Below are 23,924 nucleotides of genomic sequence, written 5' to 3' on the forward strand. Positions count from 1 at the left end.
ACCGCCGGGATGCGTTCTGAGTGATCCAGAACACATCCCGGCGGCCGGAAAATCAACCGAACGGTTGACCGCGGTGGGTCACAGGGAAACCCTTACAGGCCGACCTCCGATTCGAACTGACCCGCTTCCAGGCGCTTCTTGAGCGTGCCCAGGAACCGGCCGGCGTCCGCGCCGTCCACGAGACGGTGGTCGTAGGTCAGGGACAAGTAGCACATGTGGCGGATGGCGATGGTGTCGTTGCCGTCCGCGTCCGTGAGCACCATGGGGCGCTTGACGATCGTGCCCGTGCCCAAGATGGCGACCTGCGGCTGGTTGATGATGGGCGTGTCGAACAGAGCACCGAAGGAACCGATGTTCGTGATGGTGAAGGTCCCACCGGTCAGCTGATCCGGGGAGATGGAACCGTCCTTGGCGGCGGCACCCACTTCCGCGATCTGCTTGGCCAGACCACCCAGGTTCAGGTCACCGGCGTTCTTGACGACCGGCACAAGCAACCCGCGGGGGGTGTCCACCGCGATCGCGATGTCCTCGGAGGCGTTGTAGACGATCTCCTTGGACTCTTCCTTGAACGTAGCGTTGAGCACGGGGTGCGCCTGCAATGCTTCGGCCACGGCCTTGGCGAAGAACGGCATGAACGTGAGCTTGGCGCCCTCGCGCTTCTGGAACTGGTCCTTGGCCTTCTGACGCAGCTGGGCCACGCGAGTCATGTCCACTTCGGTCACCTGCGTGAGCTGGGCGGAGACGTCCAGGGACTCGCGCATGCGCTTGGCGATGGTCATCCGGATGCGGGGGGCCTTCTCCGTGGTGCCGCGCTTGGCGTCCGGGGCGGGGGCGGAGGCCGGCTGGGCCTCGGAGCCCTGGCGGGACACGGCCGGTGCCATGTTGGCGCCGGTGTCCTGGACCTGGGGAGCCTCGGACTGCTTGGCGGCCTCCTCCGCGGCGGCGAGCACGTCCTGCTTGCGGATGCGCCCACCCACACCCGTGCCGGTGATCGTGGACAGGTCCACGTCCTTCTCACGGGCCAGCTTGCGCACTAGCGGGGTCACGTAGCCGGGGACGTCCTTGGTGCCGGAGTCCGAGGACTTGGCACCGGAATCGGAGGACGCACCGGACTCGGACTGCTTGGCGGGAGTGGGCTTCTCCTCGGAGCCGGAGCTCTTCTGGGGAGCCTTGGCCTCGGCGGCCTGTTCGGTGTTCTCACCGGAATCGGCTTCGGTCGCGGCGTCCTCGATCTGCTCGGCCTTGGTCTCACCCGACTCGTCGGAGGAACCGTTGTCGGAGTCGGAGTCGGAGTCACCGGAGCCGGCGGCGGACTCGTCGCCCACGATCGCCAGGACCTGGCCGACCTCGGCGTCCTCGTCCTCCTGGACCTTGATCTCCAGCAGGGTCCCGGCCACGGGGGAGGGGACCTCGGTGTCGACCTTGTCGGTGGAAACCTCCAGCAGGGGCTCGTCGACCTCAATCTGCTCGCCGACCTCCTTGAGCCAGCGGGTCACGGTGCCCTCGGTCACGGACTCACCCAGCGCGGGCAGGGTGACCTCCACGGAGTTGCCCGAGGACTGCTTGGTGTCGGCCTTGGGGGCCTGCTCGGTCTCGGTCTCCGCGGCCTGTTCGGTGTTCTCACCGGAATCGGCTTCGGTCGCGGCGTCCTCGACCTCCTCGGCGGAAGCGTCCGAGGAGTCAGCGGAAGCGTCCGAGGAGTCATCGGAACCCGAACCGGAGCCGTCACCGATGACGACCAGCGGGGCACCGACCTCCACGTCCTCGTCCTCCTCGACCAGGATCTTCTCGACGACGCCGGCCACGGGGGAGGGGACCTCGGTGTCGACCTTGTCGGTGGAGACCTCGAGTAAGGGCTCGTCCACGGCCACCTCGTCGCCCACCTGCTTCAACCAGCGGGTCACGGTTCCTTCGGTGACAGACTCGCCCAGCGCGGGCAGGTTAACGGTTTCAGACATTGTGTCGTCCGTCCCTCTCTAAAGATCGGAAAATGTGCAACGTGTCCCGGGTCCGTGCGGTCCCGGGGTGGTGAGGGGCCGGGTGCCCACCCCGTGGGGCGGGCACCCGGTGCAGTGGATCAGCCGTGCAGCGGAGTGCCGGCCAATGCCATCGCTGCCTCACCGATGGCCTCGTTCTGGGTGGGGTGGGCGTGGATGAATGCCGCCACGTCCTCGGGGTAGGCCTCCCAGTTCACCATGAGCTGGCCTTCACCGATCTGCTCACTGATGCGGGTCCCGATCGCGTGGAACCCCACGATGGGTCCGTCCTTCTCGCGCACCAGCTTGATGATGCCGCCGGTGCCCAGGATGGAGCTCTTGCCGTTGCCAGCGAGGTTGTACTCGAAGGTCTCCACGTTGTCCTTGCCGAACTTCTCCTCCGCCTTGGGCTGGGAGTAGCCCACGGAGGCGATCTCGGGCTCGGTGAACGTGACCTTGGGGACGTTGATGTCCGGGACCACCACGGGGTTGAGCCCGGCGATCTCCTCGGCCACGAAGCGGCCCTGCTGGTAGCCGCGATGGGCGAGCTGCACGCCGGGGACGATGTCACCGATCGCGTAGATGTTGGCCACGCCCGTGTGCAGGCGCTCGTCGGGGGTCACGAAACCGCGGTCCATGGGGATGCCCTGGTCCTCGAAGCCCATGCCCTCGGTGTTGGGGCCGCGGCCCACGGCCACCAGCACGATCTCAGCCTCGAATTCCTTGCCGTCCGCGAGGGTGACCTTGGCGCCGTCGTCGTTCTGCTCGACCTTCTCGAAGAACGTGCCCAGGTTGTACTTGATGCCGCGCTTCTTGAACTCGCGCTCAGCGATCTTCACGATGGCCGGGTCCTCATTGGCCACGAGGTGGGGCAGACCCTCGATCACGGTCACGTCCACGCCGAAGGAGCGCCACATGGAGGCGAACTCGCAGCCGATCACGCCGCCGCCCAGCACGATCGCGGACTTGGGCACGAAGTCGATCTCGAGGGCCTCGGTGGAGGTCATCACGCGACCGCCGATCTCGATGCCCAGGGTCTTGGAGAAGGAACCGGTGGCCAGGATGATGTGCTCACCCGTGTAGGTGGTGCCGTCCACGTCGATGGTGTTGGGGCCAGTGAGCTTGCCGTTGCCCTGGATCACGTCCACCTTGCGCATCTTCATGAGCCCGGTGAGACCCTTGTACTTGCCCTGCACGACCTTGTTCTTGTACTCGCGCACGGCCGCCATGTCGATGGACTCGAGGGAGGCCTTGATGCCGTACTTCTCCGACTCCCGGGCGCCTTCGGCGAGTTCGGCCGAGTGCAGGTACGCCTTGGTGGGGATGCAACCCCAGTGCAGGCACGTACCGCCCAGCTTCTCCTTCTCGATCAGCGCCACGCTGTAACCCAGCTGCACCGCGCGCAGTGCGGCGGAGTACCCGGCGGATCCTCCGCCCAGGACCAGAATGTCGTATTGGTTGTCGGCCACGTTGGCTCCCTCGGGGTTCGAGTTCTTGGTTTCTGATGCCCGCCCGGGTCCCGATCCTGGGTGTGTGTGGGGCGGTCACGGTTGGGGTCCAGCCTAACGCCACCCCGGGGGGGCTCACCAGACATTGCATCCCGGTGGACCCCCGCAGCGTGGCGCACGATCGGGGGAAGCCTACTCGGCGAGGTCCTGGGCCACCGCGAGCATGGTGCGCACCCCGAAGCCGGTCCCCTCCTTGGGTGTGTACCCCCAGGGCTGCGACTCGTTGAAGGAGGGGCCCGCGATGTCGATGTGCGCCCACGGGATCCGCCGGCCACGCTGCTCGGGGACGAACTCCCGCAGGAACAGCCCGGCCACGAGCATCCCGCCGTACTTGTCGCCCATGTTCTTCAGGTCCGCCACGAACGAGTCGAGGGACGGACGCAGGTGCTCGGGCAGCGGCATGGGCCACGCGGGTTCGCCCGCGCGGGAGGCGGCGCGCACGACACGTTCCCGAGCGGCGTCGTCGCCCATGATGCCCGCGGTACGCACGCCAAGCGCGGCCATCTGCGCGCCCGTCAGGGTCGCGATGTCGAGCAACAGGTCAGGGTTCTCCTGACCCGCGGCCCACAGCCCGTCCGCGAGCACCAGGCGGCCCTCGGCGTCCGTGTTCAACACCTCCACGGTGTGACCGCTGAACATGCTCAACACGTCACCCGGACGGGTCGCGGAGCCGGAGGGCAGGTTTTCGGCGAGGCACAGCCAGCCCGTCACGGTCACGGGCAACTGGAGCGCAGCGGCCGCGAGGACGGTGCTGAGCACCGCGGCGGCACCGGCCATGTCCGACTTCATGGTCATCATCGAGGCGGGCGGCTTCAACGACAGGCCGCCGGAGTCGAACGTAATGCCCTTGCCCACGAGCGCGACGTGCTTCTTGGCACGGGCCGGGGACCACTGCAGCTTGACCAGGCGCGGCCCGTTGACGGAGCCCTGCCCCACGCCCAGCAGTCCGCCGTAGCCGCCGCGGGTCAGTTCCTTCTCGGCGAGCACCTCGACCGAGACCTTTGTGCCCTTCGCCGCAGTGGTCGCCACGGCCGCGACGAACTCGGGGGTCGCGGTGTCGGGGGAGAGGTCCACGAGGGTGCGCGTCAGGCGCACGGCGCGCGCCACGTGGGCGGCCCGGATGACGGCGTCCTTCGCGGTCTTGCCGAGGTTCTTGGGTACGACCACGGTCGCCGCGCTCAGCGGGACGTCGGCCTCGGAGGCCGTGCGGGACTTCTGCGTGACGTAGTTGAACGCGCCCAGCCCGATCCCCTCGGCCACGGCCTGGACCTCGGTCTCGGAGGCCACGGGCAGCGCGAACACGGCGGTTTCGGCCGCTCCGCGCAGGGTCCGCGCCGCAGCACCGGCCGCTTGGCGCAGGTTCTCGCCACGCTCGTCGTCCTCACCACGGCCCAGTCCCGTGAACACGACGGACCGCGCGTCCACCTCGTCCGGGGCGGGCACCACGAGCACGCGGTCGAGCCCGCCGGAGACCCGGGCCCGTTCGGCGAGCTCCGTCAGACGACGCCGCACGCCCGCCTTGACGTCGCTCGGTACCGCGAGCTCGCCGTCGTGGCGTACCCCCAGCACGAGGGCGTCTGCGGAGGTGCCCAGGGGCTTGGTGCTGGTCTCGAGGCGTACCTCGTGGGTGGCCAGGATGTCCTGCGGTGTGGTCACTGTCGTGTCCTTTCACGGGTGGCTGACGACGATGCGGCGCGGTACGGATGGCCGCGACGTGCGCGGCGTTCGTGTGGCGCGCACGACTCCGATCCTAGCCAGCACAGCCCCGGGGAAGCGGGGAATAGGCGGGGTCGCTCCGGGCGTTCCCTTCTCACGAGCGTCGGCGCCCCTGTGCCGCGCCCATGATTCGACGAGGAGGAAGTGTGCTGGATCCCACGGCCCTGTATCTGGGGAATCCCGCGTTGCTGGGAGACGAGCGATTGCGTGGGCTGCCCATGATCGTGGCGCTGTCCGGATACGTGGAGGCCGGCCACCTGGCCGGTCAGATCGAGGCCGTCATCCTCGACTCCATGCCGAGCGAGACCGTGGTCCGTTTCGACCTGGACCAGCTCTACGACTACCGCTCCCGGCGCCCCCACGTGAAGTTCTCGGAGGACCACTTCGAGGACTTCGAGGCGCCCGAGCTGAACCTGCATGTGGTCACCGACGGGCTGGACCGGCACTTCTTGTTGCTCACCGGACCCGAGCCTGACACCCAGTGGGAGCGGTTCAGCTCCGCCGTGGTGGGGCTCGCGCAACGACTGCGGGTGAGTCTCGTGGCGCTCGTGGGAGGGATCCCCATGCCCGTGCCGCACACGCGGCCCATCCTGGTGACCGCCCATGGTCCGCGTGCGGATCTGCTGCCCCGGATCGACGGCAACAAGCCCACGTTCGAGGTCAGCGCATCCGCCTCGCACCTGCTCGAACTGCGATTGCAGGAGGGTGGGATCGATCACGTGGGGTTGTCCGTGCACGTGCCGCAGTACCTCGCGGAGTCCTACCTTCCGCAGGCGGCCGTCGCGGCCCTCGAGTATCTCAGTGCCGTGACCGGGCGCACTCTGCCCACGGACGAGCTGCGGGAGGCCTCCCGGGACGTGATCCGTCAGATCGACGCGCAGGCGAACTCCTCGCCCGAGGTCCAGGGTGTCATCCAGAACATGGAACGGCGATACGATGACGTGGTGGACGCGTCCGCCCGTCGTTCGATTCTCGCCGGGCCCGACGACGCCGACCTGCCCGACGCCGACGACCTCGGTGCCGCCGCGGAGGCGTTCCTGGCCGCGCAGAGCGACCCGGAGGACCACCGAGAGTAGGGCCCCGCACCCGGTATGCACGGGCCTCCGTCGCCGAGCCCGTGGGAGGCCCATCCGCATGCCCGAACCGGTTGCACCCCGTCCGTCCCGGTACAAGGACTCACCCACCGCATGGTTGATTTTCGCGGTGGGTGTTTTCGCGTACTTCTCCGCGGTCGCGCAGCGCACGAGTTTCGGCGTGGCCACGGTGGAGGCCGCCGACCGGTTCCAGACCGCGGCCTCGGGGTTGTCCCTGTTCTCCATGATGCAGGTGCTCGTCTATGCGGCACTACAGGTGCCCGTGGGGGTGCTCGTGGACCGGTTCGGCCCGCGCATCCTCATCACCGTGGGGGCCGTGGCCATGGCGGCGGGACAACTGCAATTGTCCGCGGCGCAGTCCGTGGCCGAGGGCGTGGTGGGTCGCATCCTCGTGGGCGCCGGCGACGCCGCCACGTTCGTGTGCGTCATGCGCTTGCTCCCCGTGTGGTTCTCCGCGCTGAAGGTACCCATGCTCACCCAGGTCGTGGGCATGACGGGCAACCTGGGCCAGCTCTTCTCCGTGATCCCGTTCGCGGCGTTGCTCCACGTGGTCGGCTGGGTGCCGTCCTTCGCGGTCATGGCGGCGATCGCCCTGCTCGCCGCGGTGCTCTCCGGCCTGTTCCTGCGCAGCAACCCGCCGGGCGCGCGTGAGCTCAACGACGCGATCTCCTTGGCGACCGTGCGCACCTCCATGGGGCAGGCCATCAAGGAACCGGGGACCCAGCTGGGCTTCTGGGTCCACTTCACCGTGCAGTTCGTGGGCAACACGTTCGCCCTCATGTGGGCGTACCCGTACCTGCAGAACGCACAGGGGCTGGACCCCACGCAGGCCTCCGCCGTGATGACCGTGTACGTGGTGTTCAACGTGGCGGTGGCGCCGGTGATCGGCAAACTCAGTGCGCGCTTCGCGCGCCGGCGCTCCACACTGTCCCTGGCATGCGTGCTCGTGAGCTGGGCCGGGTGGACGGCACTGCTCGTCTGGCCGGGCCACGCCCCCGCCGTGGTCGTCTACGTGGCCGTGTGCATGATCGCTCTGTCCCTGCCCGCGTCCATGCTGGCGTTCGACATCGTGCGCTCCTTCAACCCGCCGCAGCGCAACGGCACCGCCACGGGACTCGCCAACGTGGGCGGGTTCGCGGCGTCCCTGCTCGCGATCTACGTCACGGGGCTCGTGCTCGACCTGCTGTTCGGCGCCGGGATCACACCCACGCTGTACGACGCCGATGCGTTCCGTCCCGCGATCGCCGCCCAGGCCCTCGTGGCCCTCGTGGGCACGGTCGCGATCCTTCGCTGCACACGCAAGGTGCGCCGGGTGCACGGCCCCGATTCCGTCTGACCCCTGGGTGAGTGGGAACCCGCGCCGCGCGTCCCATTACGGCTCCGGTTCGCCACGCCCTACCGCTCCACCGCCGACGGCACCCCACTTCGCCCACCGCCGACGGCGCCCCACTTCGTCCACCGCGGCAAGCGCCCTCCACAGCACCGCCCCGGGGTGTGTCGGGAGCGAGCTCGTGCACATGCGCGCGGACCGACCCCACCGAGGGGCGTCCGGTCGCCAGGGTGGCGTCATGACCATTTCCCATGAAGCCGCCGACACCGTTCGCATCCGCAGCACCGAGGACCTCCTCGCGCTGATCCCTCATCAGGTGGGTCGCCAGCCCCGTAACACCTCGGTGCTGTTCTTCCCCGTGGCCGACAGCAGCGCCCTGTGCCTGAGCATGAACTCACCCACCGTGGAGACCGATCCGTACGAGCTCGGTGCGGAGCTCGCCGAGGTCCTCGCGCGTGTGCGTCACTGCGGGGAGGTGGTCGTGACGGTGTACTCGGACCAGGCCCTCGAGGGCGGGATGGATCGCGAGGCCGTGGCCGCGGCCCGGTGGGAGTGCGCCGTGGAACGGGCGGGACTCACCGTGTTACGCGCCCTCGTGGTGGGTCCGCAGCACTGGTGGGACCTCGCGGAACCGGACCGGGCGTTGCCCGTCGAGCTGATCCGGGACAGCGCGGTCAACGCCCAGATGATCGCACTGGGTAGCGCTGCCGAACCGGATGCGCCCGAGCACCATCCGCGGTGGCGGCACCGGTTCGCCCGGAGGGCACAGCATGTCACGCGTGCGTGGGAGCGACTGCGCACGGACGACGGCGATTCCGCACCTGCGCGGACCACGGTGCCGGGTCCGACGCCGCCCACCATCGACCCCGATCCGCGGCATCCGTTGACGGCGTGGCACCGCGCGGTGCGTTGCGTCCAGGCGGACAGGCAGCACTGGGTGGATGCCGTCCTGGGTCTGTCGGACGGACATCTCGCGCTGCTGATCGAGGGGGTGCACGACGACCTCGTCAGGGACGCGCTGCTGTACGCGTGGTTGAGCGGGAGCACCGCTCGGGCCGCGGCGGCGCTCGCAGGGTTGCGGGCCGCCATGGTGCGACTGGGCGGCGGCATCGCGGGGTCCGAGCCCTCGCAGGACGAGATCGACGAGGCCCTGCGCTGCGTGGTCGCGGTGGCCGGGGAATGGGACGGCCCGCCGGACTGGGACACCCTGGACGGTGCGTACCGGGTGTTGCAGGTGCTGGACGGGATTCTGGGTGCGGGGCGCGACCCGCTCGCCGACCCTACCGAGATCGTGGCGGGCTCGCGGGAGTCGTTGGGTCCTCGAGACTTGTCGGATTCCCGGGAGACGTCGGGTGACCGAGAGCCGTCAAGTGACCCAAACCCCTCGAGTGACCGGCAACCCTTGACCGCGGCTGCCGCGAGCGTCGTGGCCACCTTGGCGCAGCTCGAGGTGTACCGGGGTCGCGCCCACACGGCGTCGCGGTTGCTCGCACGCTGCGCGAACCGGGAGGGTGCCGCGGGGTCCGAACGATCCGCGATGCCCGGCCGTTCCGCGGCGGCCGACGTGGCGCACCGGTTGCGGCACCAGCCCACGCCGTGGTGGTGCGTGGACCGGCGTACCGCGTGGCCAGGCCGGGGCGTGTGGGAACGCGGTGCCTCGGACCAGGGGTGATGGGGGCACATCGCTAGAGGTAACGGGGGCGGGCGAAATTTTTCATGGTGTGCGGGAACAAACTGCGAAGGGTCGGTGTTAGGGCGAATAAGGCCCTCAGAGTCTCGGCGGGACCCCGTGTCACCACGCCGGACTTGACAGGGTCATAGGTGTGTTGGCCGCTGATGCGGTGCGCACCCGTAGATCTGTCCAACGAAAGGTTCTCCGTGTCACCAGCTGCCAGCAAGACCGCGTCCGCTTCTCAGGCCTCCACGGCGCAGACGGACCCCGCTGAGACCACTTCTCAGGCAGGCACGGGCGGCGCTAGCACGAGTGGCGCTGCTAAGAAGCCCGCCGTGAAGAGGGCCGCCGCGGCCAAGAAGACTGTGGCGCGCAAGAGCACCGCCGCTAAGAAGAGCGCTTCCGCCACGCGGGGGACCGCCGCGGCGTCGTCGCAGACCACCGCTGCCACATCGGACGCGGCGGCGTCGAACGAGACAGACACCGCCGCGCCCGCGGCGAAGAAGACCGCCACCCGGAAGACCGCCGCCAAGAAGACGGCCGCGACCAAGAACGCGGCGACCAAGTCCACGACCCGCACCAAGACCACCGCGGACTCCGCGGAGGGCACCGCCAAGTCCACGGGCACCCGCAAGACCACCAAAACCGCCGCGAAGCCCGCCGCCAAGGCCCCCGCGGGCGGACGCGGTCGGAAGAAGGCGGATCCCGTCGAGGAGGCGCTCGCCGAGGACGAATTGGTGCCCGAGGACACCCCGGAGGACCTCGAGGACGAGGACACCCAGGAGTCCCAGCAGGCCTCAGTGGAGGAATCGGCCCCGCTCATGAAGGGCCGCCAGGACAAGAGTGCGCGCGGCTTCGTGCTGACCAACAACGACGACGACGACGCTCCCGCCCAGCAGGTGGTCGTCGCCGGTGCCACCGCGGACCCCGTCAAGGACTACCTCAAGCAGATCGGAAAGGTCGCGCTGCTCAACGCGGAACAGGAGGTGGACCTGGCCCTGCGCATCGAGGCCGGGCTGTACGCCGAGCACAAGTTCGCGGACGAACAGGACTCCATGGACGCGGACACCCGCCGCGCCTACCGCTGGGTGATCCACGACGGCCGCCGCGCCAAGAACCACCTGCTCGAGGCCAACCTGCGCCTCGTGGTGTCCCTGGCCAAGCGCTACACGGGCCGCGGCATGCTGTTCCTGGACCTGATTCAGGAGGGCAACCTGGGCCTGATCCGCGCGGTCGAGAAATTCGACTACACCAAGGGCTTCAAGTTCTCCACGTACGCAACGTGGTGGATCCGCCAGGCCATCACCCGCGCCATGGCGGACCAGGCCCGCACCATCCGCATCCCGGTGCATATGGTCGAGGTCATCAACAAGCTGGCCCGCGTGCAGCGCCAGATGCTGCAGGACCTGGGGCGCGAACCCACCCCGGAGGAGCTCGCCAATGAGCTCGACATGACCCCCGAGAAGGTCGTGGAGGTCCAAAAGTACGGTCGCGAACCCATTTCGTTGCACACGCCGCTCGGTGAGGACGGTGACTCCGAGTTCGGCGACCTGATCGAGGACTCCGAGGCCGTGGTCCCCGCGGACGCCGTGTCCTTCACGCTGCTGCAGGAGCAGTTGCACTCGGTGCTGGACACGCTCTCCGAACGCGAGGCCGGTGTGGTGGCCATGCGCTTCGGGCTCACGGACGGTCAGCCCAAGACCCTGGACGAAATCGGGAAGGTCTACGGCGTCACCCGTGAGCGGATTCGCCAGATAGAGTCCAAGACCATGTCCAAGCTGCGTCACCCGTCCCGCTCGCAGGTGCTGCGGGACTACCTGGACTGATGTCCTCGGTGAACAAGAACGGTAAGCACTCCATGACCGAACGGGATACGAAGGTCCAGGGCATCTTCGACCGGATCACGGACTCCTACGACCGGATCAACACGCTGATGACCCTGGGTCGGCACGCCCAGTGGTGCCGCGAGGTGGCCCGGCGGGCGGCCGTGACGCCGGGCGGCCGGCTGCTGGACATCGCCACGGGCACGGGGGAGATCGCGCTGGCCGCGCGGCGTCGTGAACCCCGCGCCGAGATCACGGCGGTGGACTTCTCCGAGAACATGCTCGAGCGCGCCCGCACGAAGCCCGGCGCGGACGGCATCGCGTGGGAGTTCGCGGACGCCCACTCGCTGGAGTACGCGGACGAATCCTTCGACGCGGTGACCCACGGTTACCTGCTGCGCAACGTGAGCGACGTCCCGCGCGTACTCAGCGAACAGTTCCGTGTGCTCGCGCCCGGGGGGCGGGTGGTCGTCCTGGAGACGGCACCGCCCCGGGGGCTGCTCAAGCTCGCGGTCACCGCGGGGATGCGGATTGTGTTGCCCCTGCTAGGACGGGTGGTCGCCAAGGACAAGGACGCTTACTCCTACCTGGAGAGCTCCACCCTCGGATTCATGCAGCCCACGCAGGTCGCGCAGCTCATGCGCGAGGTCGGCTTCACGGACGTGGACTTCGAGACCAAGTACCTGGGCACCAACGTGATCCTGTGGGGCCGCAAGCCCGGCCCGTGAGGGACATATGATGTGAAGGACACATGACAAGGAAGGCGCGCATCCGAGGATGCGCGCCTTCCTTCGTGTCCGGGCGTTCCGGCGGGGGACCGGAACGCCGCGGGTGGGCCTGTCGCTCAGGCGCCGATGTGCTGCGTCTCGTCCTGCCACGTGGCGGCCAACGGGCGCAGCTTCTCCTCGTTCGCACGAGCGTGGTGGGCGCAAAACAGCAGCTCGCCACCGGTGGATTCGAGGACCACGCGGACGTATGCCTGGGCACCGCAGGCGTCGCAACGGTGGGTCGCGTTAAGTTCACGCGCTTCGAGTGTCGCGTTCATGGGATCCTCCTCACGGGGTACGGAATGCGACGGCGCTCATCTGAGCCGCCGCACGGCCATCAGGGGTGTCGCGCCCCGATCGCACGTACCAGTACAACCCACGCGTGCAGTCAATGCTTCCCACGAAGGCCCTGTTTCGCCCACCGCGCACAAACCCCGGGTGCCGACTACAGTGGGATGGTCCCGCACCGCCCGCGGGCCGCCCCCGAACCCCGGAGTAGCACCACCGTGACACCGTCCCGTTCCGAATACAACGCCCGCCACCTCTCCGTCCTGGAGGGCCTCGAGGCGGTACGCAAACGCCCGGGCATGTACATCGGCTCCACGGACTCGCGCGGTCTGATGCACTGCCTGTGGGAGATCATCGACAACTCCGTCGACGAGGCGCTCGCGGGGTACGGCCAGGACATCACGGTGATCCTGCACCGGGACGGGTGCGTGGAGGTCCATGACGACGGTCGCGGCATCCCCATCGACACCGAACCCCGCACGGGCCTCACGGGCGTGGAGGTCGTGTTCACCAAACTGCACGCCGGCGGCAAGTTCGGCGGCGGTTCGTACACGGCGTCGGGCGGGCTGCACGGCGTGGGTGCCTCGGTGGTCAATGCGCTGTCCGCGCGCCTGGACGTGCAGGTGGACCGTGGCGGCAAGACCTACCAGATGTCGTTCAAACGCGGTGAGCCCGGGACGTTCACGGACAAGGGGGCGCCGTCCCCGAGTGCACCGTTCGAGGCGTTCACGACCGACTCGCACCTGCAGGTCGTGGGCAGAGCCAAGCGCGGCGTCACCGGCACACGGATCCGCTACTGGGCCGACGATCAGATCTTCACCCTGGACGCGCGCTTCTCCACCGAGGAGCTCGTGCGCCGCGCCCGCCAGACCGCGTTCCTGATCCCCGGGCTGAAGATCACCGTGCAGGACGAACGCCGCCTGCCGGGTACACCGGGCGCGGACGGTCCCGTGGAGGAGGTCTTCCAGTACGACGGCGGGATCTCGGAGTTCGCGGAGTTCCTCGCCGCGGACGCGCCCGTCACCGACGTGTGGCGGCTGCAGGGGCAGGGCAGTTTCACCGAGCGGGTCCCTGTGCTCGACGAGTCCGGACACGCCCGGCTCACCGACGTGGATCGCACGTGCGAGGTGGACGTGGCCCTGCGCTGGGGCGTGGGGTACGACAGCACGGTGCGCTCGTTCGTCAACATCATCGCCACGCCCAAGGGTGGCACCCACTTAAGCGGTTTCGAAAATGCGCTGCTCAAGACCCTGCGCAAGCAGGTGGAGACCAACTCCCGCAAGCTCAAGGCGGGTAACGACAAGCTCGAGAAGGACGACGTCCTGGCCGGGCTCACCGCGGTACTCACGGTCCGGTTGGCCGAACCCCAGTTCGAGGGGCAGACCAAGGAGGTGCTGGGCACCCCTGCGGTGCGCCAGATCGTCGCCAAGGTCGTGGAGGCGGAGCTCACCAAGCAGCTGACTTCCAAGAAGCGGGACGACAGGGCCCAGGCCGGTCAGCTGCTCGAGAAGGTCGTCGCGGAGATGAAGTCCCGGATCTCGGCCCGAGTGCACAAGGAGACCCAGCGGCGCAAGAACGCGCTCGAGACGTCGTCGATGCCCACGAAACTCGTGGAGTGCCGTTCCGCGGACGTGGACCGCTCGGAGCTGTTCATCGTGGAGGGCGACTCTGCGCTCGGCACCGCCCGGCTCGCCCGCAACTCCAACTACCAAGCGCTGTTGCCGATCCGCGGCAAGATCCTGAACGTGCAGAAGGCCTCGATCACGGACATGCTCGCGAACGCCGAGTGCGCGGCCCTGATCCAGGTAATCGGGGCCGGGTCGGGTCGCAGCTTCGACCTGGACGCCGCCCGCTACGGCAAGGTCATCATGATGACGGACGCGGACGTGGACGGCGCCCACATCCGCACCCTGTTGCTCACGCTCTTCTACCGTTACATGCGCCCGCTCGTGGAGGCCGGACGGGTCTACGCCGCGGTGCCCCCGCTGCACCGGGTGCAGATCGTCAACCCGGGCTCCAAGCCCAACGAGATGGTCTACACGTATTCGGAGCGCGAACTCGACACGCTGCTGGGCAGCCTCGAAGAGCAGGATCGTCGGTACAAGGAGCCCATCCAGCGCTACAAGGGCCTGGGGGAGATGGACGCCGATCAGCTCGCGGAGACCACGATGGACATCCGCCACCGTGTCCTGCGGCGCGTGCGCGTGTCCGACGCCGAGGCCGCCGAGCGCGCGTTCTCCCTGCTCATGGGCTCGCAGGTGGCCCCGCGCAAGGACTTCATCGTGGCCGGTGCCGCCCAGCTCAACCAGGAGCAGATCGACGCCTGAGCGCCTCAGGTGGTGTGCTCGGGCAGCGGCGCCGTCTCACGCGCCGGGCGGCGCGACGCCCCGGACGGTCGGTCGTCCGCGGGTGACGCCGCCGTCGCCCCGTGCGCGGGTCGGTCGCCGACCGTCGCCGATCCATCCTCCTCCGCGGCGCCCGGTCCGCGGGTCATTCGTCCTCCGCGGCTGACTCCCCATTCGTCGTGGTCCCCGGCACGGGGAGACCTCTGAGCGCGGGTCCCACGGCTGCGACCGCACGGTCGATGCCCACACCGGAACCGTCCCGGCGCCCATACTCCACGGGGAGCGATCGCGCGACGCCCGCCGCGGACACGGCCTTGCCCGGCCCGTGGCCGACCCACGCCAGGGTCAACCCGGTCTCACCCGCGAGTAGTCGCTGGGCCCGCACACCGGCGGTCGCACGGCCCTTGGCGGGGAATTCCGAGAGCGGGGTGACCTTCACGGACGCCTCGCCCATCTCGGGCAGCTGACCGTCACTGCGGGCCTGGGTGACCACCACGGTGGACTCGCTCGGTGCCACCGCCCCGAAGAAGATCACGTGCTCGTCCGCCGCGAGTTTCATCCCGGCCACGCCACCGGCCGTTCGGCCCTGGGGGCGCACCGCGGATGCGGGGAAGTGCAGCAGCTTGGCGTCCGAGGAGACCAACACGAGTTCCGCGTCGACCGGCGCGGCACCCACACCCACCACCGAGTCCCCGTCCTTGAGCTTGATCGCGGGCCACTGGTCCAGGTTCAGCGGGTAGTCGGGGTTCACGCGTTTGACCACGCCGTCCGCGGTCCCAATCGCGAACACGGCATTGCTGGGCACGAGTCCCACGAGCGTCTCGTTCTTGTCCAGACCCAGGAAGTCCGCGGCGGGCACGCCGTCCGCGAGGCGGGGAACGCCGTCGAACTCCTGCAGCACGGGCACGTCCACGCACGAGACGCGCAGCATCCGGCCCGTGGACGTGATCGCGGCGATCTCCCCGCGCGCCGTCGAGGGCACCACGCTCGTCAGGGCGTCGTGCTTGAAGCGCCGCGAGCCGTCAGCGAGCGGGGTGCGCACGGCACTGCGGGCGATCCGCCCGGTCGTGGACAGGAACACCCAGCACGGGTCGTCGCTGATCTCGAGCGCCACGGACGGTGCCGCGTTCTTCTTCCCGCGCGCGTTCTCCGCGGTGACCGCGGGCAGGTCCTCGGCCTCGAGCAGCACGGTGCGCCGCTCGTCACCGAACTTCTCCGCGGTCTCGGTGAGCTCGTCCGCGACGACGCCGCGCAGCGCGGTCTCCGAGCCCAGGATTGCCTCGAGTTCGGCGATCTCCCGCTGCAGGGTGTCCCGCTCGGCCTCGAGCTCGATCCGGGAGAACTTGGTCAGCTGACGCAACCGCAGTTCCAGGATGTGCTCGGACTGCGCGCGGGAGAGGTCGAAGACCGCGATCAACCGGTCCCGGGCCTCGGCCGTCTCCTCGGAGGAACGGATGATCTGGATGACCTCGTCGATGTCGAGGATCGCGATCAGCAACCCCTCCACGAGGTGCAACCGGTTCTGCCGCTTGGCCAGGCGGAACGCGGTGCGCCGGCGCACCACACTGATCCGGTGGTCGCTGTAGACCCGCAACAGCTCGAGCAGCCCCATGGTGCGGGGCTGACCCTCCACGAGAGCCACGTTGTTGATCCCGAAGGACTCCTCGAGCGGTGTGTGCTTGTACAGCTGCGCGAGCACGGCCTGCGGGTTGAAACCGTTCTTGAGCTCGATGACCAGGCGCAGCCCGTTGGTGCGGTCGGTGAGGTCCACGACGTCCGAGATCCCGGCGAGCTTCTTGGCCTGGACCGCGTCCTTGATCTTCTCGGTGACCTTCTCGGGGCCCACCATGTACGGCAGCTCGGTCACCACGATGCCCTGCTTGCGGGGCGAGACCTGTTCCACGGAGACCGTGGCGCGCGTGCGGAACGAACCCCGCCCGGTGCGGTAGGCGTCCCGCACGCCCTCGAGGCCCACGATCCGACCGCCGGAGGGCAGGTCCGGACCGGGGATGAACCGCATGAGTTCCTCGAGCGTGGCCTCGGGGTTCAGGATGAGGTGCCGGGCCCCGGCCGCGACCTCGCGCATGTTGTGCGGTGCCATGTTCGTGGCCATGCCCACCGCAATCCCGGTGGCCCCGTTGACGAGCAGGTTGGGGTACGCGGCCGGCAGCACCGCGGGCTGCTGGAACTGGTTGTCGTAGTTGGGCACGAAGTCCACGACGTCCTCGTCGAGGTCACCCGTGAGCGTGCGCGCGGCCGGGGCCATCCGGGCCTCCGTGTAGCGCGGGGCCGCCGGACCGTCGTCGAGCGACCCGAAGTTGCCGTGCCCGTCCACGAGTGGCACGCGCATCGCGAAGGACTGCGCCATGCGGACCATGGCGTCGTAGATCGCGGCGTCACCGTGGGGGTGCAGCTTGCCCATGACCTCGCCCACCACGCGCGCACTCTTGACGTGGCCGCGGTCCGGGCGCAGGCCCATCTGGTCCATCATGAACAGGATCCGCCGCTGCACGGGCTTGAGACCGTCCCGGGCGTCCGGCAGCGCGCGGGAGTAGATCACGGAGTAGGAGTACTCCAGGAAGCTCGTCTCCATCTCCTGCGTGACGTCCACGTCCACGATGTGCTCGGTGAAGTCCTTGGGCAGTTCGTCCTGGGGAGAACGCGTGGCTGAGCGGCGACGAGCCATCGAGGGGTAACTCCTTGAAATCAGGGCGTGCTCCTGTGACCGGAGCAGGCGGTTGGCTACTCTGAAGTCTATGGGTACCACCGACGACGCCGCGCCGCAGCAGACCTACCCCGAGTACTGGGAGGCGGACGTCATCCTGCGCGACGGCGCCACCGCGCACCTGCGCCCCATCAGCCCCGAGGACCAGGACCTGCTCCAGGAGTTCCACTCCGGGCAGTCCGAGGACAGCATCTACCTGCGGTTCTTCTCCTACAAACCGACCCTGTCCCAGCGGGAACTGGACCGCTTCTCCACGGTGGACCACCGGGACCGCGTGTGCTTCGTGCTGATCCTGGGGGAGCGGATGATCGGTGTCGGCCGCTATGACCGCACCACGCAGCGCTCGGCGGAGGTCGCGTTCATGATCTCCGATCACCACCAGGGGCGGGGAATCGGGTCCATCCTGTTGGAGCACCTGGCCGCCGCCGCCCGCGAGAACGGGATCGACCGCTTCACTGCGGAGGTGCTGCCGGAGAACCGCAAGATGCTCCACGTCTTCGTGGAGGCCGGCTACGACGTCTCCCGTCAGTTCGAGGACGGCGTGGTGGTCGTGGACTTCGACATCGACCCCACCGAGAAGTCGCTCGCGGTGATGGCCGCGCGCGAGCACCGCGCGGAGGCCCGGTCCATCACGGACCTGCTGACACCGGCCACCGTGGCGGTCGTGGGAGCGTCCGCGAACCGGGACCACGCGGGGTTCCACGCGGTCGAGGGTATCCTCACGGGCGGGTACACGGGCACGCTCTACGGCGTAGGTCATTCGCCGTACGAACGCGACGGGCTGCACTTCGTCTCGTCCCTCGACGAGATCGAGGGCACCGTGGACCTCGCGGTGATCGCGGTGCCGCGCGAATCGGTGGAGGAGACCGTGACGCAGTGCGGCAGGGCGGGAGTGCGCGCCGTCGTCGTGATGACGGGCGGTTACGCCGAGGACGGTGCGCAGGGCGCGGCCGCCCAGCGCCGCCTGGTGCGGATCGCCCGCGCCGCGGGGATGCGCGTGGTGGGCCCAGCGAGCCTGGGTCTGTTCACGACCGATCCGGAGGTCTCGCTCAACGCGTCCGTTCTGCCCGAGTTGCCGCGCCGCGGAGGACTGGGACTGTTCTCCCAGTCCGGGGCGATCGGCACCATGCTCTACGGTGCCGCGCAGCGCCACGGCGTGGGGATGTCCAGCTACCTCTCGGCGGGGAACCGCGCGGACGTCTCCGGCAACGACCTCATGCAGTACTGGGAGGACGACCCCGCCACCACGGTGTGCGGTCTCTACCTGCAGTCGGTGGGCAACCCGCGCAAGTTCTCGCGCATTGCGCGCAGGCTCTCGCTGAGCAAGCCCGTGATCGTCGCGAAGTCCGAGGTCACCGGCCTGCGGCTCCCGCCGGGCCACACGGGCCGGGTCACCCAGGCCCCGACCGGCGCGCTCGACGCGATGTTTCGCCAGGCCGGGGTGATCCGTGCGACCACGGCCGAGCAGTTGCTCGACATCGCCGCGATCGCGGAGAGCCAGCCGCTGCCCGCCTCCCCGCGCGTGGCCGTGGTCTCGAACGCGCTCGCGCTCGCGCAGCTCGCCGAGGACACGGCCCTGCGCCTACGGCTCGACCCCGCCGTCGTGGACGGCACCGTGGACACCTCCAACGGGCCCGAGCGGGCGCACGAGGCCGTCCTGGACGCCGTGCGCGCTCAGCTCTCGTCGGATGCGGTCGACAGCGTCGTGCTCGTGCTCATGCCCGTGCGCGGCCTGGACACCGCGGCGCTCGCGAGCGACGTCGCCCGGGCCGCGCGCGACGCCGACCGAACGACCGTGGTCGTGTTCACGGGTCAGCACGGCCCCGAGGCCATGACCACGTCCGTGCACACCGCGGACGACGCCGCCCTGCCGTGCTTCGATTCGCCCGGCGCCGCCCTGAGCGCGCTCGCGAGCGTCGTGGACTACATGACATGGCGCTCGCAGGACCAGGGCGTGATGGTGTCGCCCGAGGAGTTCGATTTCGACGGCGTCGAGAAGTTCCTGGAACGGCTGCGCGAGAAGATCAGCGGGGACGCGCTCTACGAACTGGAGATCGCCGAGCGCAACGAGCTGCTGGGTCTCGCGGGGATCCGCGTGCTCGAGTCCGTGCGGTTCACGGACCCGGAGGGCGCGTACGCCGCCGCCGAACGGCTCGGCTACCCCGTGGCCCTGAAGTCCACGGACCCGTTCCTGCGCCACCGCCTGGACCTGGGTGGCGTGGTGCTCAACATCGCGAACGCGGACCAACTGGGTGCCGCGATCGAGACCATGAAGCGCACGCTCGCGGGCTGGAACGCGAGCGATTTCGAGGTGCAGTCCATGGCGCCCACGGGTCAGACCGTGGTGGTGCGCGCCGCGGAGGACCCACTCATCGGTCCCGTCCTGTCCTTCGGGATGGCCGGGGACGCCGTGCACCTGCTGGACGACTGGGCCCACCGCGTGCCCCCGCTGACCGACCGGGACATCACTCGCATGGTGCGCGCGCCCAAGGCCGCGCGGAAACTGTTCGGCTACCAGGGCGTCCCGCCCGTGGACACCACCGGATTGGAGCAGCTGATCAACCATGTGGCCTTTCTCAAGGACCGCTTCCCCGAGATCGCGTTCCTGGAACTGAACCCGGTCGTGCTCTCCGGATCCGTCGTCACGGTGCTCTCTGCCGCGGTCAAGATCGGGGACCCGGGACAACGCACGGACAGTGCCCGGCGCGCCATGCTGGGCTAGCACGGGACCGCGAACCGAGTGCGGGACACGATAGCCGGACGCTTCGAACTGCTGACACCCATCGCCGAGGGTGGCAGCGGGGCCGTGTGGCGAGCCCACGACCTGCGCCGGGGCAGGGAATGCGCGGCCAAGGTGTTGCGGCAGCGTGATTCGGCGGAGCTGTTGCGCTTCGTGCGGGAACAGTCCGTGGACCTCGAGCACCCGCACGTCGTGGCTCCGTACGGCTGGGCCGCGGAGGACGAACACGTGGCCATCGCCATGGAGCTCGTGTCCGGGGGCACCCTCGAGGCCGCGCTGCAGGACAACGGTCCCGTGGCGGACTGGCTCGCGGAGGAGCTGATGTGTCAGCTGCTCGAGGCACTGCGCTTCGTCCACGAGCACGGCTGGGTGCACCGGGACGTCAAGCCCGCCAACGTGCTGCTCGAACCCACGGGTTCGGGGACCCCCGTGGCCCGGCTCGCGGACTTCGGGATCGCCGTGCGCGTGACCGATGCGCGCCTCACGCACGCCGGCACCGTGGTGGGTACCCCCGGGTACCTGCCGACCGAGGCGTACGCCCCGGGGAATCCGTCTCGCACCATGGACCTCTATGCCGCCGGGGTCACGGCGGTGCGCATGGTCCTGCCCGAGGTGGATCTCAGTGGCGACCCCTTGCGCCCGGAGGACGTGGCCCGCCTCGGCTTGTTCGGGGCTTCCCCGCTGTTACGCGCGGGCGTGGCCGGACTGCTCAGCATCGTGCCCGCGGAGCGCACGCGCGCCGCCGACCAGCTGCTCGCGAGTCTCACGGCCACGGCGGCCGCCCGCCGGGACCGGCCCAGCGAGACGGTGGATGGCGAGCCGTTCGAGGTCTTCGACGTCCTGGAACCCACCACGGAGCGTGAGCTGTCCCCGGTGCTCGACGCCGCGCGGTTACCTCCCGGGGCGGGCGGGACCACGGAGGCGCCCATCGCGTGGCACGCGGTGCACCGGAAGGTGATCGCCGGGGGTGAGCACCGGCCCATGGCCGAGCGCGGCGGTGACCGGTTGCGCCCTTTCGCCCCCGTGAACGAGGTGACCGCTGCGCACGCGATCGGAACCGGTGCCGGGCAGGACACGACCGAGTGGCTGAACCCCGTGGAGGGCGCGCCCACGATGCTCGAAAGGCACCCCGTGGGCACCTCGGAAGGGGCGAGCGCCCCGGACCGGTCCGAGGAGATCACGATCGTGGATCCTGCGGGCTTCACGGGCGTGCACCCCACCGGTATCACTGCCGTGGGTACCGCAACCGGCCTGGCTGCCAGAGGGCGGGAAGCGGACACGGGAGCCGGCGGCGTCGTGGACCCGGGTGGCACGGCGGACGAACGGGAGCCGCACGCTCGGCGAGCGGTCCGCTGGCCGTGGTGGGTCCTAGCGCTCACGCTCGCGCTCCTGGCCCTCGCCGCGGGGTACCTGTGGCTCGGCCCCGTGCTGGTGCAGTGGGGCGGTGATCCGTCACCGGCGCAGACACCGGCCCCCACCATCTCTCCCACGAGGGACCCGGAACCGGCGCCCACCACGGACGTGACCCCGATCTGTTCGAAGCTCGAGGACGGCACGGTTTCGTGCGTGGTGGCCCCGTAAGGCGCCGGGCGGTGAAGGGTCGCGCCGTGTGCCGGACCGCGGAGGGTCGCAATGTGCCCCGGGCGGCGCGGTGGAGGACAATGGCGCCATGACATACTCAGCACCCGATGGATCGCGCCTGGTCCAGGACATCGAGAAGGCGGGTTTCTATCCGCAACTGGTCACGGACGTGGTCATGGACTCCCTGGACGGGCGGCGCCCGGTGTCCCACCTGGTGCAGTTGGAAACCCATTTCACCAACACGGAGTTGCACCGGCACATCACGGCCCTCGTGCTCGCGGAGGACGTCCTGCACATCACGCACGTGGACGACCAACAGTATGACGAGAACGGTTCGGACACCGTGGCTCGGGTCTCGTCCGAGACCGTGCCGATCTCCCAGATCCGCTCGGTCACGCTGAGTTACGCGTACCACCAGCCGCAGAACTACGTCCCGGGCACCGCGATCATGGAGCTGAACCTGGCCGTGAGCTGGACCGGGACCCAACAGCTCGAGCTGTATCCCGCGATGTGCGAGGACCCCGAGTGCCAGGCGGACCACGGTTACACGGGCACTGCCGCGAGCGAGGACGTGGTCATGCGCATCAGCTCCGAGGCGGACGGGCAGGAGGCCGTGGAGGGCGCTCGCGAGTTCGCGCGCACGCTGCGCCGGGCCAATGTGGCACCGCTGACGGATTCCGGCGCGCAGATCGCGCAGTCCCCGCCGCAGCACCCCACCGCGGCCCGTCCCGAACCGCCGGCACCGCGACCGCGGTTCGGTCACCGGTTCAACGGCCGCGATTCGGGGCGCAACGCGTGAATGTGGAGGATCCCGCTGCCCCGGAGCTGCCGCGTGCGCCGCGCTACGGTTCGCACAGCGTCGCGGAGGTCATGGGTTCCGCGGCCGCGGCCCTGGGCATCCCCGGTTTCCGCAACGCCCTCAGCTTGCCGTCCGCGCAACGCTATGTGGTGGTGCTCGTGGACGGTCTCGGCTCGCGCTTGCTGAGGGAAACGGCGAGCTACGCGCCCACCCTGCGCGCGGCCCAGTCACTCGGTGAGCTCGACGCCGCGTTCCCCACGACCACGTCCGTCTCGCTCTCGTGCCTGGGCACCGGAGCCACACCGGGGCGTCACGGCATGCTCGGCTACGACGTCGTGGACCCCGCCTCCGACCGCGTGGTCAACATGCTCGGCAACTGGCCCTCGGACGTGGACCCGCTTGCCTGGCAACCCGAGCCCACGGTCCTGGAGCGCGCCGCGCAGCACGCGGACGCCGTGACGGTGAGCTCACCACGCTTCGAGTCCTCCGCCCTTACGAGGGCTGTGCTGCGTGGTGGCCGTTTCGTGGGCGCCCACGGTGTGTACGCCCGCACCGCGCGCACCCTCGAGCAACTGCGGGAGGGCAGGCGCGGGCTCGTGTACTTCTACTGGGACGAGCTGGACAAGACCGGTCACAAAGCGGGGTGGCGCTCGGACGACTGGTTACGCTCCCTCGAGGAACTTGATTCCGCGCTCAAGCGGCTCGTGACCAAATTGCCCGCCAACACCCGGGTGATCCTCACCGCGGACCATGGCATGGTGGACGTGGCCCCCGAGCACCGCGTGGACTACAGTGCGGTCCCCGAGCTCATGGCCGGGGTGCGGCTCACCGCGGGTGAGCCCCGGGCGGTGCAACTGCACACGGACGCGGACACCGATCCGGAAGAACTGGCAAGCCGTTGGAGCGCGCACTACGGGGACGTCGTGTGGGTGGCCACCAAGCAGCACCTTGCCGCGCACGGGTACTTCGGCCCCGAACCGGATCAAGGATTGCTCGAACGAGCAGGCGACGTGTGGGTGCTGGCCCGCGAGGACATCGCCCTGTACGACGTCTCCCGACAAGGAACCCGGCCCCTGGCTATGGTGGGCCAGCACGGGTCGCTCACCGACCAGGAGAGGCTTGTCCCTTCCCTGGTGTGGTGATCGGCGCGGGCTTAGTCTCCTTCTGCGCGGGGTCCGGATCGGCGGTCGGCGCCGCCGGCCGCGTGGGCGCCGGTGGTTGGGGCGGCCGAGGTGCGCGGGTCGGTTCCGGTGCCTGGCTCTTCGTGGGCTCGGGCGTAGCCGTGGACGGAACGGGCCGAGGGGTGCTCGTGGGCGCCGGGGGTACCGGCGCGACGGGCGGTGCGGGAGCGACCGGGGGTGCGGGAACCACGGGGGGCGGAACGGGCACGTAGTACTGCTCCGCGGGCCTCGAGGGCGGCACCAACGGCGTGATCTGCGGCGACGGCGTCGGAGATACGCTCGGGGTGGCGCTCGGCGTGGGGGAGGGGGTCACGGTGGGGGACTCGGTCGCGAAGTTCGCGGGGTCGTCGTCGGACGAACCCGACAAACCGGTGAAAGC

Annotated in this window: 15 protein-coding genes; 10 read left to right on the forward strand and 5 right to left on the reverse strand. The window is 69.5% G+C overall.

Annotated elements, in window-relative coordinates; translation table 11 throughout:
* Positions 1-92: 92 nt before the first annotated feature.
* The 3 genes from sucB to RF646_RS03530 form a co-directional block, all read right to left on the reverse strand.
* Entirely contained in the window at positions 93-1,958 is a 1,866-nt protein-coding gene (sucB, locus tag RF646_RS03520) for a 2-oxoglutarate dehydrogenase, E2 component, dihydrolipoamide succinyltransferase (protein ID WP_368835221.1), read from the reverse strand.
* 119 nt (positions 1,959-2,077) lie between these two features.
* Positions 2,078-3,445, reverse strand: coding sequence for a dihydrolipoyl dehydrogenase (gene lpdA, locus RF646_RS03525; protein WP_098054531.1), 1,368 nt, complete (start codon positions 3,443-3,445; stop codon positions 2,078-2,080).
* 171 nt (positions 3,446-3,616) lie between these two features.
* The gene (locus RF646_RS03530; RefSeq protein ID WP_144996824.1) at positions 3,617-5,140 is read right to left on the reverse strand and encodes a leucyl aminopeptidase; all 1,524 of its coding nucleotides are present in this window, start codon (positions 5,138-5,140) and stop codon (positions 3,617-3,619) included.
* Positions 5,141-5,346: 206 nt separating this feature from the next.
* On the opposite strand from RF646_RS03530, the gene RF646_RS03535 reads away from it, so the two are divergent.
* The 5 genes from RF646_RS03535 (at position 5,347) to RF646_RS03555 (ending at position 11,847) form a co-directional block, all read left to right on the forward strand.
* Complete coding sequence (locus RF646_RS03535; protein ID WP_179861265.1) at positions 5,347-6,276, forward strand: proteasome assembly chaperone family protein; 930 nt, start codon at positions 5,347-5,349, stop codon at positions 6,274-6,276.
* Positions 6,277-6,334: 58 nt separating this feature from the next.
* Entirely contained in the window at positions 6,335-7,630 is a 1,296-nt protein-coding gene (locus tag RF646_RS03540; RefSeq protein WP_368835222.1) for a nitrate/nitrite transporter, read from the forward strand.
* Between the two features lie 232 nt (positions 7,631-7,862).
* Positions 7,863-9,296: a DUF4192 family protein gene (locus RF646_RS03545; RefSeq protein ID WP_064845179.1), complete on the forward strand. Its 1,434-nt coding sequence runs from the start codon at positions 7,863-7,865 to the stop codon at positions 9,294-9,296.
* Between the two features lie 206 nt (positions 9,297-9,502).
* Entirely contained in the window at positions 9,503-11,122 is a 1,620-nt protein-coding gene (locus RF646_RS03550) for an RNA polymerase sigma factor (protein WP_085105950.1), read from the forward strand.
* Positions 11,122-11,847, forward strand: a complete 726-nt coding sequence (locus tag RF646_RS03555) for a ubiquinone/menaquinone biosynthesis methyltransferase (RefSeq protein ID WP_260849451.1) — start codon at positions 11,122-11,124, stop codon at positions 11,845-11,847. The genes RF646_RS03550 and RF646_RS03555 overlap by 1 nt, the downstream gene beginning before the upstream one ends.
* A 116-nt stretch (positions 11,848-11,963) precedes the next feature.
* Here RF646_RS03555 and RF646_RS03560 read toward each other — a convergent pair whose 3' ends face one another.
* Entirely contained in the window at positions 11,964-12,164 is a 201-nt protein-coding gene (locus RF646_RS03560) for a hypothetical protein (protein ID WP_035961388.1), read from the reverse strand.
* A gap of 228 nt (positions 12,165-12,392) precedes the next feature.
* Between RF646_RS03560 and RF646_RS03565 the strand changes: the two genes are divergently transcribed.
* Positions 12,393-14,501, forward strand: coding sequence for a type IIA DNA topoisomerase subunit B (locus tag RF646_RS03565; RefSeq protein WP_368835223.1), 2,109 nt, complete (start codon positions 12,393-12,395; stop codon positions 14,499-14,501).
* 163 nt (positions 14,502-14,664) lie between these two features.
* On the opposite strand, the gene RF646_RS03570 is transcribed toward RF646_RS03565, so the two are convergent.
* Positions 14,665-17,205, reverse strand: a complete 2,541-nt coding sequence (locus RF646_RS03570) for a DNA topoisomerase (ATP-hydrolyzing) subunit A (protein ID WP_368835224.1) — start codon at positions 17,203-17,205, stop codon at positions 14,665-14,667.
* A gap of 70 nt (positions 17,206-17,275) precedes the next feature.
* Between RF646_RS03570 and RF646_RS03575 the strand changes: the two genes are divergently transcribed.
* The 4 genes from RF646_RS03575 (at position 17,276) to RF646_RS03590 (ending at position 23,506) form a co-directional block, all read left to right on the forward strand.
* Complete coding sequence (locus RF646_RS03575; RefSeq protein ID WP_368835225.1) at positions 17,276-19,966, forward strand: GNAT family N-acetyltransferase; 2,691 nt, start codon at positions 17,276-17,278, stop codon at positions 19,964-19,966.
* A gap of 18 nt (positions 19,967-19,984) precedes the next feature.
* Positions 19,985-21,565 carry a serine/threonine-protein kinase gene (locus RF646_RS03580; RefSeq protein ID WP_167318567.1) on the forward strand — a complete coding sequence of 527 codons (1,581 nt, stop codon included), beginning with the start codon at positions 19,985-19,987 and terminating at the stop codon, positions 21,563-21,565.
* Positions 21,566-21,653: 88 nt separating this feature from the next.
* Positions 21,654-22,364 (forward strand): DUF5998 family protein, encoded by a 711-nt coding sequence (locus tag RF646_RS03585; RefSeq protein WP_035961403.1) that lies wholly within the window; start codon positions 21,654-21,656, stop codon positions 22,362-22,364.
* A gap of 71 nt (positions 22,365-22,435) precedes the next feature.
* Entirely contained in the window at positions 22,436-23,506 is a 1,071-nt protein-coding gene (locus RF646_RS03590; protein WP_206398914.1) for an alkaline phosphatase family protein, read from the forward strand.
* The last annotated feature ends 418 nt before the right edge of the window (positions 23,507-23,924 follow it).

It is taken from the genome of Kocuria sp. CPCC 205261 (genome assembly GCF_040981025.1).
GTDB lineage: Bacteria > Actinomycetota > Actinomycetes > Actinomycetales > Micrococcaceae > Kocuria > Kocuria marina.